Raw genomic sequence first — 12,830 nt, 5'->3', positions numbered from 1 at the left:
TGCGGAGAAGATCGCGACGGGCAGGACGAGCTGCCCGTGCGACCACCACGCACACCGGAGGCAGTGACCGTGAAGCGCGTCGGCATCATCGGAGTGGGCGAGATCGGCCGGGCCATCGTGACGGGCCTGCGCCACGGGGACGACCCGGGGCCGGAGGTCCTGCTCTCGCCGCGGGGCGCCCGGACCGCGGCCGAGCTGGCCGAGCGGTACCAGGACGTACGGGTGTGCGCCGACAACCAGGAGGTGGTGGACGGCTCCGAGCTGGTGATCATCGCCCTGCGCCGCCAGGACTGGCGCGAGGCGCTGACCGGCCTGCACGTGCCCGACGACCGGGTCGTGGTCAATGTGGTGCCCGGCGTCGGCACCGGGGAGCTGCGCCGGGTGCTGGCCACCGACGCGGCGGTGACCCACGCCATCCCGCTGCCCACCGTGCGCGAGCGCCGCTGCCTCACCGTGGTACACCCCTCGCACCCCGACGCGGACGCCTTGTTCGAGCGGTTGGGCGGGGCGCTCCCGGTCGCGGACGAGGTCGCGCTCAGCGTCCTGTCCGCACTGACCTCGACCCAGACCACCCACTACGCGTTCCTCACCACGCTCGTCTCCTGGGCCGTCGACCAGGGCATTCCCGCCGGGGACGCCGACCGCTTCGTCCGGGGCATCTACCAGGACGTCGGCCGCTCGCTCGGCGACGGGACCCGCTCGCTGGAGCGCCTCGCGGCCGAGCACGAGACCCCGGGCGGGAGCAACGAGCGCATCCGCACCAGCTGGTTCGACCAGGCCAACTCCGGGGCCCTGCGCACCGCCCTCGACGGCCTGGTCGGCGACCTGCGCACCGGCCACCGGTAGGCCGGGAACCCCGGAATCCCGCGATCCGTCGGCCCCCGCGGGAGCCGGCGGATCGGGGCTCGGCCGGGTCGCGGCGTATCACGTCCGGCTGACGACCGTTAGCATGACGGGTATGGCGCCGGTGATTGGCGTCGGTTCGCACAGATTCCACAATGGTGTCGAGGAGTTGACGATGAGTCGCGCATTCCCTCTGTTCCGGACGACCGATCCCGTCCCCGAGGAGGAGCGACGCACCATCCTCGCCGCACCGGGGTTCGGCAAATTCTTCTCCGACCACATGGCCACGGCCACCTGGACGCCCGCCGAGGGCTGGCACGACCGCAAGGTCACCGCGCTGGTGCCGTACTCGCTGCACCCGAGCGCCGCCGTGCTGCACTACGCCCAGGAGATCTTCGAGGGGCTCAAGGCGTACCGCCACGCCGACGGCAGCGTCTGGCTGTTCCGCCCGGAGTTCAACGCCCGCCGCTTCGCCCGCTCCGCCGAGCGGCTCGCCCTGCCGGTGCTGTCGGAGGAGGACTTCCTCGACAGCATCGGGGAACTGGTCCGCGCGGACGAGGCGTGGGTGCCGGACTCCGCCGACGAGAAGAGCCTCTACCTGCGGCCGTTCATGTTCGCCTCGGAGGCCTTCCTCGGCGTCCGGCCCGCCGAGCAGATCGCCTACTCGGTCATCGCCAGCCCGGCCGGCCCCTACTTCGCCGGCGGCGTCACCGGTATCACGCTCTGGGTCAGCAGCAACTACACCCGCGCCGGGCGGGGCGGCACCGGCGCCGCCAAGTGCGGCGGCAACTACGCCTCCAGCCTGGCCGCGCAGTTGGAGTCCCGCAAGCACGGCTGCGACCAGGTGCTGTTCCTGGACGACACGGGCGGCGAGGGCGACCTGGAGGAGTCCGGCACGATGAACCTGTGCCTGGTCACCTCGGCCGGCGAGCTGGTCACCCCCGCGCTGGGCAACATCCTCGACGGGGTCACCCGGGACTCGATCCTGGCGCTGGCGGGCGAGTTCGGGCTGACCCCGGTGGAGCGCCCGATCACCCTCTCCGAGCTGCGGGCCGGTGCCGCCGACGGCACGATCACCGAGGTGTTCGCCGCCGGGACGGCCGCGGTGGTCACCCCGATCGTCGGATTCAAGGGCGAGGGCTACGAGTTCACCGTCGGCACCGGCTCGCCCGGCAAGCAGACCGTCGCGATCCGCGAGCACATGCTGGACATCCAGTACGGACGCGCCGAGGACGTCCACGGCTGGATGCGGCGGGTGGTCTGACCGCCCCGGGCGGCCCGACCGGGCCGCCCGACCCGCCGGGGCCGACCGGCGCCGGGGCCTGTTCGGCTCCAGCGCCCGCCCAACTCCCGGTCCCGCTCAGCTCTTGAGCCGGCCCGACTCCTCCTCGGGCACGACGACCTCGCGCTTGAGGATCTTTCCGGTCGGCCCCTTGGGCAGCACGTCGACCGTCCAGACCAGCCGCGGGTACTTGTACGGCGCCACCCGCTCCCGGACGAAGCCGCGGATCTCCTCCGGGGTCGCCGAGGCGCCCGCGCGCAGGACCACGGCGGCGGCCACCTCCTGGCCGAGCGTGGGGTGGGGGACGCCGATCACCGTGGCCTCGGCGACCGCCGGGTGCTCGTACAGCACGTCCTCCACCTCCCGCGGGTAGACGTTGAAGCCGCCGCGGATCACGACGTCCTTGCGGCGGTCGACGATCCGGAAGTCGCCCCGCTCGTCGCGCGTGCCGAGGTCACCGGTGTGCAGCCAGCCGTCCCGGACGGTCTGCGCGGTGGTGTCGGGGCGGCGCCAGTAGCCCTTCATCACGTTGTGGCCCCGGATCACCACCTCGCCGACCGTGCCGTCCGGCACCTCGGCGCCCGACTCGTCGACGATGCGCATCCGCACGCCCTCGATCGGGATGCCGATGGTGCCCGCGATCCGCTCCCGGTCGCTCCGGTTGGCGCAGGCCAGCGGCGAGGACTCGGACAGCCCGTAGCCCTCCAGCACCACGCAGTCGAAGCCGGTCTCGAAGCCGCGCAGCACCTCCGGCGGCATCGACGCGCCGCCGCCCAGGCACACCCGCAGCGAGGAGACGTCGTACCCGGCGCGCTGCGGGTGGGTCAGCATCAGGGTGTACATGGTCGGGACGCCGAGGAAGACGCTCACCCGGTCGCGCTGGATCACCGCGAGCGCGGCCTGCGGGTCGAAGCGCCGCACCAGGGTCATGCAGGCCCCGACGGCCACCGCGCAGTTGAGGCCGATCACCTGGCCGAAGGAGTGGAACAGCGGCAGCCCGCCGAAGATCACGTCCCGCTCGACCATCCCCAGCACCTGGACGCCGGCCCGGACGTTGGCCACGATGTTGCGGTGGGTCAGTTCGGCGCCCTTGGGCGCCCCGGTGGTGCCGGAGGTGTAGAGGATGACCGCGGTGTCCTCTCCCCCGCGTCCCGCGGTCCGCGGCGGGCCGTCCGGCTGTTCCGCGAGCGTCGCGGCGAGCGCGGAGGGCTCGACCGGGACCAGCCGGGTGCCGGTGCGCCGCGCGCCCTCGACCGCCTGCTCGGTCCCCGCGTGCCAGGCGAGCAGCACGGCCGCCCCGGCGTCGGCGAGGCAGTGCTCGATCTCCCGGGCCTTGAGCAGCGGGTTCATCGGGACGACCACCGCCCCGGCGCGCAGGATGCCGTAGTACAGCACCGCGAACTGCGGCACGTTGGGCAGCAGCACGGCGACCCGGTCGCCGGGCGCGACGCCGAGCCCGGCCAGCCAGTGCGCGGCCCGGGAGCTGGCCGCGTCCAGGTCGGCGAAGCTCAGCACCTCCTCGTCGAGCCGCAGGACGGGGTGCTCCGGGCAGCGCGCGGCGGTCGCGGTGAGCAGGTCGGGAATGCCGTGCGGGTCGCCGGGGAGGCCGGGCGGCCGGCCGGGGCCGCCGTGCGGCGCGTCGGCGTTTCTGTCGGACGGGTCGGGGACGGCGGGCATGCGGGCGCTCCTCGGGGCGGCGGGGCTCGGTCTCATCGTCATACGGTCGGTCGGACGCCGCCGCGCGGCGCGGCGCTCTCGCCGGTGCGCTCACCGACGCCCTCGCCGGCGCCCGAAGCGACGCCGGCGGCGGCGGCGAGCATCCACGGCGCGATCCGCTCCACCAGCCCGCGGTTGTGCCGGATCCAGCGGAAGTGGTCCAGCGGGCGGCCGTCCGCCTGTTCGGCGGTGTAGCTCCAGCGCTCCACCCGGGCCGAGGGCAGCTTGGCGCACAGGTGGTCGACGGCCCGCGGCGGCGCGAGCTCGTCGCCCTGCACGTCCACGGCCAGCACCGGCAGGTCGACCCGGGCCAGCGCCCGTTCGTAGTCGGTGACCGCGCCGCGCACCCGGTAGCGGCCGGTGCGCATCTGCCGCGCCCAGTCCCGCATCAGCCGGGCCGACTCGCGGCCGCCGAACCCGAACCGCTCGCCCGGCCAGTACCCGACCACCGCCGAGGCGACGATCGAGAACTGGCTCAGTGCCAGCCGTCGCAGGCCCGCCCGCGGGCCGAAGGTCCGGTACCAGGCCGATCCGCTGGCCACCAGCACCGCGCCGGCGAGCCGGGGCCGGAAGACGCCGCAGTGCACCAGGCCCAGCTGCCCGCCCAGGCTGTGCCCGAGCAGGAGGCGCGGCGCGCCCGGGAACGCCCCGGCGACCGCGTCGAGCACCGCCCCGAAGTCGTGCTCGACCAGCTCGCGGAAGCCGAAGGCGACCCCGTGCCGCGGCACCGGCCGGCTCTCGCCGTGGCCGCGCAGGTCGCAGGTGGCCACGCTCAGGCCGGCCGCGTGCAGGGCGCGGACCAGCGGGGTGTAGTGCCGGGCGGCCGTTCCCATCGCCGGCAGGACGATCACCACCGGGGCGGCCGGTTCGGGCCGGGCCAGTGCCCGGACGGTGAGCCGGGCCCCGTCGGGCGCGGCGATCTCGGCGATCACGGGGAACCGGGGGGTCTTCACGGCCGCGCCTCCCGGTCGGCGCCGGCGCCCGGCCGCCAGCCGATCACCCCGGCGCCCCAGGTGATGCCCGCGCCGAAGGCGGCGAGGCCGAGCAGCTTCGGGCCGTCCAGCAGGCCCTCCTCGCGGGCGTGGGTCAGGCCCAGCGGGATCGAGGCCGCCGAGGTGTTGGCGACCCGGTGGACGTTCAGGTAGAGCCGCTCCGGGGGCAGCCCCACCTCCTTCCCGACCGCGCGCACGATCCGGGCGTTGGCCTGGTGGGCGACGAACAGGTCGAGGTCCTCGCAGGTCAGGCTGCGCCGGGCGAGCACGTCCCGGGTGGCGGCGGACATCTTCTCCACCGCGTGGTCGAACACCTCCCGGCCGTCCATCCGCAGCTTGCGGTCGTCCCGGTCGGCGTACAGCAGCGGGATCTGCTCGCCGTCGCTGCCGAGCGAGAAGCACGGTTCGGGCGCGCCGGGCACGTCGGCGACCACGGCGGCCCCGGCGCCGTCGGCCAGCAGCACCGCGGTGCCGCGGTCCTCGTGGTCGGTGATCCGGGTCAGCGCGTCGGCGCCGCAGACCAGCACCGCCCCGGCCCGGCCGGTCTCGATCAGCGCGGCGGCGTGGTCCAGGCCGTAGACGAACCCGGCGCAGGCCGCGTGCAGGTCGAAGGCGGTGGCCTGCGGCATCCCGAGCCGGGCGGCGACCTCCACCGCCACCCCGGGGGTGACCCGGTCGGGGGTGATGGTGGCGACCACGACGTGCCGGATGCTCGCGGCGGTGCGCCCGGCGCTGCGCAGCGCCTGCTCGGCGGCGGCCACCACGAGGTCGGCGAGCCGGCCGTCCGGCGCGAGGAAGCGGCGCTCCTCGATGCCGGTCCGTTTGACGATCCACTCCGGGGAGGCGCCGATCCGCTCGAAGTAGGCGTTGGGGACGACGCGTTCGGGCAGTGCCGCGCCCACGCCCACGATGGCGGCCGTCATGCCGCGCCCCCTTCCGCGAAGGCCGGGCCGGTGCCCATCCGGACGGCGTGCATCCCGCCGTCCGCGTGCAGGATCTCCCCGCTGACGGTGGCCGCGAGGTCGGAGAGCAGGAACAGCACCGGTCCGACCACCACGGCCGGGTCGCTGCGGTCCCAGCCGAGCGGGGCCTCGGCCTGCCAGCGGTCGGCGATCCGGTCGAAGGTGCTGATCGCCTGCCCGGCGACGGTCTCCACCGGGCCGGCCGCCACCAGGTTGACCCGGATGCCGGACGGCCCGAGGTACATCGCCAGGTAGCGGCAGACCGCGCCGAGGGCCGCCTTGCTCACGCCCATCCAGTCGTAGCCGGCCCAGGCGCCGCTGGCGTCGAAGTCCAGCCCGACGACGCTGCCGCGCCGTCCGCCGGCGGTGAGCAGCGGGGCGAGCGCGGTGGCCAGCGAGTGCAGGGAGACGGCGGCGGTGTGCAGCGCCTGTCCGGCGGCCTCGGGCGGGGTGGTGAGGAAGTTGCCGCTCAGCGCCGTCTGCCGCGCGGCGGCGACGGCGTGCAGCACGCCGTCGACCCCGCCCCAGCGCTGCTCCAGTTCCTTGACCAGCCGGGTGAAGTCCTCGGGCCGGGTGACGTCCAGTTCCAGCACCTCGGTGGGGCGGGGCAGGACGTCCGCCGCCTTCTCGGTGATCCGCCGGGCCCGGCCGAAGCCGGTGAGCAGGACCTCCGCGCCCGCCTCCTGGAGCGCCCTGGCGGTGTGCCAGGCGATGGAGTCCTGGTTGAGCACCCCGGTGATCAGATAGCGGCGTCCGTGGAAGCCGAGCATCACTCCTGGCCTTTCGTCGTACCGATCGCGTCGGCTGCCGCCAGCACCAGGGCCGCGTTGTGTCCGCCGAACCCGAAGGAGGTGGAGAGCCCCGCCCGGCGGCCGCCGGGCAGGGTGGGGGCGGCGAGCGCGGTGGCGCGGTGGATCAGGTTCAGCGGGCCGAGCTTCTCGTCGGGCTCGCGCAGCCCGACGGTGGGCGGGGCGGTGGCGTGGCGCAGCGCCTGCAGGGTGGCGATGGCCTCGACCGCGCCGGCCGCGCCGAAGAGGTGGCCGGTGCAGGACTTGGTGGAGGACAGCGGAATCCCTTCCAGGGCCGGTCCGAGGGCCAGCCGCAGCGCCTCGCACTCCGAGCGGTCGTTGAGGACGGTGCCGGTGCCGTGCGCGTTGAGGTAGCCGAGCTGTCCGGGGGTGGCCCCGGCCGCGTCGAGCGCCAGGGTGACGGCGCGGGCCGCGGGCTCGCCGGTCGGGTCCGGGGCGGTGAGGTGGTGGGCGTCGCAGGTGGCGCCGTAGCCGAGCACCTCGCCGAGCACGGTGGCGCCCCGGGCGGCGGCGCCCGCGGCCGTCTCCAGCACCAGGATTCCGGCGCCCTCGCCGATCAGCAGGCCGTCCCGGTCGCGGTCGAAGGGCACCGAGCGGCCGCTCTCGGACAGCGCGCCGGCGGTCCGGAAGGCGGCCCGCACCAGGTCGGAGGTGGAGGCCTCGGCACCGCCGACCACCACCGCGTCGGCGGCGCCGGCGGCGAGCAGCAGCAGGGCGGTGCCGATCGCCTGGGTCGCGCTGCTGCAGGCCGAGGCCAGGCAGAGCGCCTCGCCCCGGAAGCCGTACCGCTGGGCGATCTGCGCGGCTCCGGCGTTGGCCATCATGGCGGGCACCATGAGCGGGGAGACGAAGTCGCCGCCCTGCTGCCGGAGCACCTCGGCCTGGCTCTCGAAGCTCGCCGTCCCGCCGAGCGCGCAGCCGACCACGCAGGCGACCCGCTCGGCGGGGTAGGGCGGCGGGCCGTCCGTCCATCCCGCCTGGGCCAGGGCCTCGGCGGCGGCCACGAGCGCGAGCTGGGTGAAGCGGTCGGTGCGGCGGATCTGCTGGCGCGACAGGTGGTCGGCGGGCCGGAAGTCCCGGCACAGCCCGAGCCCGTCGGCGAGCCCGCTCTCGCCGGCCACCGCGCGCCGGTGCAGCTCGTCGGCGCCGACGCCCAGCGGGGTCACCGCGCCCAGGCCCGTGACGACGGCCCGGGGCGTCACTCCAGCCCGGCCTTGTGGCGGCACAGGGCGAGCACCTCGCCGACGGTGTACAGCTGGTCGAAGTCCTTGGGCTTCACCGGGATGCCCAGTTGCTTGCGGATGGACTGGCTGAGCTCGACCATGTCGAGCGAGTCGATCTCCAGCTCGTCCAGGGCCGCGTCGTCGACGATGCCCTCGCGTTCGACGCCGAGGTCGACCAGGGCGTCGACGACGAAGTTCTCGATGGCGGTGCGGTCCAGTGTGTCGGGCATGGCTCTCCTCGTCCGCGCGGGGCGGCGGTGGCGGTGCGGTGGACGTACGGGCGGTGCCGTGGGGGCGGTGGCCGGGGACGGCGCGCAGGGGCGGTGGGCTCAGGCCGTGGTGCCGGCCTTGCTCGCGTGGTACGGGGCCCAGTGCCACTGGCGCCAGTAGCTCTCGGCGATGTCCAGCCACTGCTCCAGCCGGGCCGCGTCGTCCAGGAAGCGGTTGGCGCTGACCACCAGCCAGCTGTAGACGGCCTGGCTGTCCCGGCAGCCGCCGCAGTCGCCGGAGGTGCAGCAGAACTGGAGCGACTCGTAGTCGGCGCCCCAGACGTTGAAGCCGGGGATGACCGGGTTGCCGTTGGCGACGCGGTCCTCGTGCTCGGGGGCGTCGACGCTGAGGCTGGGGCAGACGTCGTAGCCGAAGCGGCCGCCCCAGTGCGTCCGGCCGGTCACCAGGGTCCGGATGAAGTACGGGTGGCTCACCACCGCGTGCGGGTAGAGGTCCTTGACCCGCTGCGCCTCGTCCAGCACCCGCTGCTCGTTGGCGATCTTCAGCGGGGTCTCGGTGCCGTGCTCGCTGTAGAAGTTGAAGGTGACGATGTTGCCGTTCTCGGCGATCTTCCGCACGGTGGGCTCGATGTGCTCGACCCCGGCCTCGGAGAGCGCGTAGATGAACAGCACCCGCTGGTCCTCGCGGTAGTGCTTGAGCGCGGTGTCGAACAGGCCGGTGAACTTGGAGCCGTTGACCCGGATCGCGCGCAGGTCGTCGTCGAGCGGGCCGCCGCCGAAGATGCTGACCGCGATGGCGATCTTCTCGAAGCCCTGCTTGGGCATCGGGCGCAGGCCGTTGGTGGAGATGGTGATGTACGGCAGCTGTTCGACGAAGGCCTCGACCCGGCGCGGGACGAGGGTGGGCTCGCCGCCGATCAGGGTGGCCTGGTTGACGCCGTCGTCGGCCAGCTTGCGGGCGAAGGCCCGGATGCGGTCCAGGTCGGAGAGTTCCTTGACGGCCGTGTCGAAGCCGCCCTCGAAGTACCAGCAGCCCTTGCAGCGGATGTTGCAGGTGTTGGTGAGGTGGACCTCGCAGGACCGGACCTCGCGCCCCAGCCGGCGCAGCCGGTGCAGGCGTTCGGCCAGGTCGGGCCGGTCGGCGAGGAGTTCGGCGGTTCGCGCCTTGGCCTCGCGCCGGCTCAGCGGGCGCTGTTCGATGGTGACGGGTGTTGCCATGGCGGTGGGCTCCTCGGGAGTCGCGGGATCGGCGTGCTGCTGCGACTGCTACTCCGGGAGGCGCAGACCCAGGTTCTTGATGCGCGGGGTGACCTTCTCCCGCCACAGGTCGCAGGCCTGGCCGTTGGTGGTCTGTCGCAGGCCGAAGCGGACGGCCAGCCTGGCGCGCTCGGAGCGCGGGCTGCCGAAGATCCGGACGAAGGTCGGCCACAGCCGGTCCAGGGCCTGCTGGAGCTGCTCGCGGCCGTCGTCGGTGGCGGCGAGGTTGCGGCACACCCGGGCGCCGTGGGCGATGTGCACCTTCTCGTCGAGGATGATGGTGCGCACCGCGTCGGCCCAGGGGCGGTAGCTGCTCTGCGCGAACTCGGAGATCATCACCATGGCCGTCTCCTCCCCGATGTAGGAGAAGATCCCGCGCTCGGCCCAGGTGGTGCAGTTGTGGAACTCCTGGGCCCGGAACAGGTTGCGCTCGGCCAGGGTCTGCTTCTCCATGTAGCCGGTGTCCACGCCGATCTCGGCGAGGACCCGCTTGCCGATCTTGTAGTGGTCGTACTCCTCGGCGGCGCGCTCGGCGCAGACCTGCCGCTCCTCCGCGTCGGGGGCCAGCGGCAGGAAGACCTGCACGTAGTCGTCGCCGCCGGAGAGCTCGCCCTCGGTGTTGACCACCATGCCGCGGATCGCGATCTCCCGGTACTCCTCCGGCATCGCGAGGAACTCGTCGGGCGTGCGGACCACCACCGCCTCGTCGTCCAGAATGGAAATCCCCATGGCACAACACCCCGTCTCTGAAGCAGGAATCCGAAGCAGGACATGGTCGGGTGGGAGCGGCCGGGGCGGTTTCCACCGAGGCTCTCGATGACGACCACAAGGAAAAGGACGCCGCCCCCCAGCGGCCGGCGGAGCCCCGTGGCGGCTCCGCTGAACTTCCTCGGAGCGTAGGTGCTGCATTTTGGGCCGAACAAGGTCCCTCACGAATCGTGCCGAACGGATTCGGCCACCCGACACCGTCGGAGGGACTGTTCCGGCCATCGCGACACCGGCGCGACATGCGCAATTATCGTTCCCGCAACGGATCTTGGCGGTTGACCACGGAAAACGAAGCTGGCCGGAAGCAGGCCTGGACCACTCCGGGCGTACCGCCGGGCCGACGGTTACGCTGACCCCCATGACCACCGACTCGAACACGGGGGTCGCCACCGTCGACGTCCTCCTGGGCCCCGACCGGCTCAATGAGCTGATCACCGACCAGTTCCCCGACTACGCCGCCTGCCGGGTGACCGACGTGGACGGCCACGCCCTGACCATGGCGGTGGACGGCGACCGGCTGCGCACCCGCCCGGGCGGCACCGTCTCGGGCCCGGAGCAGGCCGGGCTGTGCGACCTGGCCGCGTTCCTCCTGATCAACGCCCGGCTCGGGCCCACCCTGATGGCGCTGACCAGCTCGCTGCAGATCAGCTTCCTCAACCGGCCGCACCCCGGGGCACTGCGCGTGCACGCCAGGACGGCCAAGTTCGGGCGCCGGCTGTGCGTGGTCCTGGCCGAGCTGCTGGACGCCGACGGCGTCCTGGTGGCCAGCGCCACGCTGACCTACGCGATTCCGCAGGCCCGGCCCGGGACGGCCTGACAGCCCCCTCCTCGGCGCCCCTTCTCGGCGCACTCCTTCTCCGCACGCCGGTTCCCCGCGCTCCGACCCTCCGCACTCCGACGCCCCGCCACGCCGGCTCTCCTCGCACCGGTTTCGCCCTGCCGCCGTTCCGGCCCCGGCGGCCGGACGAATCCGACATTACGAATACGGGGTGGGGTATATTGACAGGGCGGCCCCACCCCTGGGGGCCCGGAGAACGGAGAACGAGATGTGCCGACGAGTCGCCTGCCGCACCTGCGGGAAGCCGACCTTCGCCGGGTGCGGGATGCACGTGGAGCAGGTCCTGGCCGGGGTGCCCGCGTCCGCCCGCTGCGACTGCGCCGCCCGGGGCAGCGCGGGCAAGGGCTGGTTCGGCAGGCTCTTCGGCCGCCGCTGACCCCCGCGTCGACCATCCCGCCCGTCTGTCCGTACGCCAACAACTGGCCAGAGTGGCGCGAAAGATGACAGTAAGTCGGCCGAGTGCGCGATCTTTTGGACAGGAAATGATCTAAGCATTGATCTGGAACCCGTTCACCCTCTAGGTTGCGGTGCAATGTCACACTGAACCGCCATATATGGCGTGCCCGGGGGGACCACGGTGCCGGACACCGCATTGGAAGCAACGCACCAGACCGCGAGCAAGCTGCCCCGGGTCTTCTACCGGCTGGCCGCGGGCGACGCCCTGAACATGTACGGGAGCCAGCTCGACCTGGTCGCGCTGAGCCTGTTCGCCTACGAGGCCGCCGGCAACGCCCTCGGCACGGCCGGGTACCTGGTCCTGCGACTGGGCGGCGGCCTCGTCGGCGGGCTGGTCGCCGGACGGCTGGTGGCCCGGCTGGAGCGACGGCGGCTGATGACGGGCTGCGCCCTGGCCCAGGCGCTGGCACTGGTCGTCGTCGCCCTCGTCCCGGCCTCGATGCGCATCCCCGTGCTCTACCCGCTCGCCCTGGTCCTCGGCGGCGCCGCCGCGGTGGCCTCCGTCGCGCTGCGGACCAGCATCCCCGAGATGGTCGGTGCCGAGCGCCGCGCCCGGGCCAACAGCCTGATGGCGAGCTGCCGTTCGACGGCGATGGTGCTCGGCTTCGCCTCCGCGGGCGTGGTGGTGGCCTGGGCCGGATTCCGGGCCGCGCTGCTCATCGACGCGGCCAGCTTCGTCCTGTTCGGGGCGCTGGTGGTCCGGCTGCCCCTGCCCACCCGGGCCGCCCCGGCGGAGGAGCCCGAGACCCGGCCGGAGGAACCCGCCCCGGCAGCCGGGAAGCGCGGCCCCCGGTGGCAGGCACTGGTCGTCCTGCGGGCCGCTCCGGTGGTGGGTGCCATGGCGGGGATCCGACTGCTGGACGCCTTCGGCTCCGCGGCCCACAACATCAGCCTGCCGGTCTTCGCCAACCTGTCCTCCCCCGACAACCCGGCCGCACTGCTCGGCACCTTCTGGGCCACCTGGGCGATCGGCAACCTCGGCGCCCAGCAGCTGGTCTCCCGGTTCATGCTGCGCCGGGGCATCGAGCCCGGCGAGCGCGGCTTCGCGCTGGGCACCTGCCTGATGTCCGCCTGCTTCATCCTGGTCTTCACCGACCTCCCGACCCCGCTCTTCCTGCTGGTCGCGATCGGCGCCGGCCTCGGCGACGGCTTCACCGAGATCTCCTACACCACCCGGATCCAGGCCCTCGCCGACGAGCGGCGCGGCGAGGCCTTCGGCATCCTCGCGTCCGCCGAGAACGTCGGCATGGGCACCGGGATGCTGCTGAGCGGCTCACTGCTGGCGGTGGTCAGCCCGCTGACCGTGGTCGGGGTCTCGCACGCCGTCCCCATCGTGCTGGCGCTCGCCTTCCTCGTCCTGGTCGCCCGCACCCGCCGCCGCCGCTGAGCGGCCCGCCCGCCGGCCCCCGCCACCACCCCGGCGTCCCGCGCCGTACGCGACACCGGCCCGACGC

The 12,830-nt window shown here is 73.7% G+C and carries 13 protein-coding genes; 5 read left to right on the top strand and 8 right to left on the bottom strand.

The annotated features are described in order from the left end of the window. The first annotated feature begins 63 nt into the window (after positions 1–63). Positions 64–846: an NAD(P)-binding domain-containing protein gene (locus ACGFSC_RS06260; RefSeq protein WP_359898417.1), complete on the top strand. Its 783-nt coding sequence runs from the start codon at positions 64–66 to the stop codon at positions 844–846. 172 nt (positions 847–1,018) lie between these two features. Beyond that, positions 1,019–2,107, top strand: coding sequence for a branched-chain amino acid aminotransferase (locus ACGFSC_RS06255; protein WP_359898416.1), 1,089 nt, complete (start codon positions 1,019–1,021; stop codon positions 2,105–2,107). Positions 2,108–2,203: 96 nt separating this feature from the next. On the opposite strand, the gene ACGFSC_RS06250 is transcribed toward ACGFSC_RS06255, so the two are convergent. The 8 genes from ACGFSC_RS06250 to ACGFSC_RS06215 all read right to left on the bottom strand — a co-directional run bounded on the left by ACGFSC_RS06250 (position 2,204) and on the right by ACGFSC_RS06215 (position 10,043). Further along, positions 2,204–3,802 (bottom strand): long-chain fatty acid--CoA ligase, encoded by a 1,599-nt coding sequence (locus tag ACGFSC_RS06250; RefSeq protein ID WP_359898415.1) that lies wholly within the window; start codon positions 3,800–3,802, stop codon positions 2,204–2,206. Between the two features lie 38 nt (positions 3,803–3,840). After that, the gene (locus ACGFSC_RS06245) at positions 3,841–4,794 is read right to left on the bottom strand and encodes an alpha/beta fold hydrolase (protein WP_359898414.1); all 954 of its coding nucleotides are present in this window, start codon (positions 4,792–4,794) and stop codon (positions 3,841–3,843) included. After that, positions 4,791–5,756, bottom strand: a complete 966-nt coding sequence (locus ACGFSC_RS06240; RefSeq protein WP_359898413.1) for a beta-ketoacyl-ACP synthase 3 — start codon at positions 5,754–5,756, stop codon at positions 4,791–4,793. The genes ACGFSC_RS06245 and ACGFSC_RS06240 overlap by 4 nt, the downstream gene beginning before the upstream one ends. Continuing rightward, a complete protein-coding gene (fabI, locus tag ACGFSC_RS06235) occupies positions 5,753–6,565 on the bottom strand; it encodes an enoyl-ACP reductase FabI (protein WP_359898412.1) in 813 nt (270 codons plus the stop codon). Before fabI ends, ACGFSC_RS06240 begins: the two co-directional genes overlap by 4 nt. Then, on the bottom strand, positions 6,565–7,806 hold the full coding sequence (locus ACGFSC_RS06230) for a beta-ketoacyl-[acyl-carrier-protein] synthase family protein (RefSeq protein WP_359898411.1): 1,242 nt from the start codon (positions 7,804–7,806) through the stop codon (positions 6,565–6,567). The genes fabI and ACGFSC_RS06230 overlap by 1 nt, the downstream gene beginning before the upstream one ends. Further along, positions 7,803–8,057, bottom strand: a complete 255-nt coding sequence (locus ACGFSC_RS06225; RefSeq protein WP_359898410.1) for an acyl carrier protein — start codon at positions 8,055–8,057, stop codon at positions 7,803–7,805. The genes ACGFSC_RS06230 and ACGFSC_RS06225 overlap by 4 nt, the downstream gene beginning before the upstream one ends. A gap of 99 nt (positions 8,058–8,156) precedes the next feature. After that, entirely contained in the window at positions 8,157–9,275 is a 1,119-nt protein-coding gene (locus ACGFSC_RS06220; protein ID WP_359898409.1) for a radical SAM protein, read from the bottom strand. 48 nt (positions 9,276–9,323) lie between these two features. Beyond that, on the bottom strand, positions 9,324–10,043 hold the full coding sequence (locus ACGFSC_RS06215; RefSeq protein ID WP_359898408.1) for a Phenylacetic acid catabolic protein: 720 nt from the start codon (positions 10,041–10,043) through the stop codon (positions 9,324–9,326). A gap of 397 nt (positions 10,044–10,440) precedes the next feature. On the opposite strand from ACGFSC_RS06215, the gene ACGFSC_RS06210 reads away from it, so the two are divergent. The 3 genes from ACGFSC_RS06210 (at position 10,441) to ACGFSC_RS06200 (ending at position 12,763) form a co-directional block, all read left to right on the top strand. Further along, on the top strand, positions 10,441–10,899 hold the full coding sequence (locus tag ACGFSC_RS06210) for a PaaI family thioesterase (RefSeq protein WP_359898407.1): 459 nt from the start codon (positions 10,441–10,443) through the stop codon (positions 10,897–10,899). 229 nt (positions 10,900–11,128) lie between these two features. Next, a complete protein-coding gene (locus ACGFSC_RS06205) occupies positions 11,129–11,296 on the top strand; it encodes a hypothetical protein (RefSeq protein WP_359898406.1) in 168 nt (55 codons plus the stop codon). 216 nt (positions 11,297–11,512) lie between these two features. Further along, on the top strand, positions 11,513–12,763 hold the full coding sequence (locus ACGFSC_RS06200) for an MFS transporter (RefSeq protein WP_359898405.1): 1,251 nt from the start codon (positions 11,513–11,515) through the stop codon (positions 12,761–12,763). Positions 12,764–12,830: the final 67 nt, after the last annotated feature.

This window comes from Kitasatospora sp. NPDC048715, from assembly GCF_043198905.1.
GTDB lineage: Bacteria > Actinomycetota > Actinomycetes > Streptomycetales > Streptomycetaceae > Kitasatospora > Kitasatospora lactacystinica.
Note: the sequence above shows the minus strand (reverse complement) of the source record. Positions and strands in the feature narration are given on the sequence as shown.

Bases quoted from the DNA above. Each gene is read 5' to 3' on its own strand.
- ACGFSC_RS06255 (WP_359898416.1), top strand. From the start codon at position 1,019: ATGAGTCGCGCATTCCCTCTGTTCCGGACGACCGATCCCGTCCCCGAG.
- ACGFSC_RS06250 (WP_359898415.1), bottom strand. From the start codon at position 3,802: ATGCCCGCCGTCCCCGACCCGTCCGACAGAAACGCCGACGCGCCGCAC.
- ACGFSC_RS06240 (WP_359898413.1), bottom strand. From the start codon at position 5,756: ATGACGGCCGCCATCGTGGGCGTGGGCGCGGCACTGCCCGAACGCGTC.
- fabI (WP_359898412.1), bottom strand. From the start codon at position 6,565: ATGCTCGGCTTCCACGGACGCCGCTATCTGATCACCGGGGTGCTCAAC.
- ACGFSC_RS06225 (WP_359898410.1), bottom strand. From the start codon at position 8,057: ATGCCCGACACACTGGACCGCACCGCCATCGAGAACTTCGTCGTCGAC.
- ACGFSC_RS06220 (WP_359898409.1), bottom strand. From the start codon at position 9,275: ATGGCAACACCCGTCACCATCGAACAGCGCCCGCTGAGCCGGCGCGAG.
- ACGFSC_RS06215 (WP_359898408.1), bottom strand. From the start codon at position 10,043: ATGGGGATTTCCATTCTGGACGACGAGGCGGTGGTGGTCCGCACGCCC.
- ACGFSC_RS06210 (WP_359898407.1), top strand. From the start codon at position 10,441: ATGACCACCGACTCGAACACGGGGGTCGCCACCGTCGACGTCCTCCTG.
- ACGFSC_RS06205 (WP_359898406.1), top strand. From the start codon at position 11,129: ATGTGCCGACGAGTCGCCTGCCGCACCTGCGGGAAGCCGACCTTCGCC.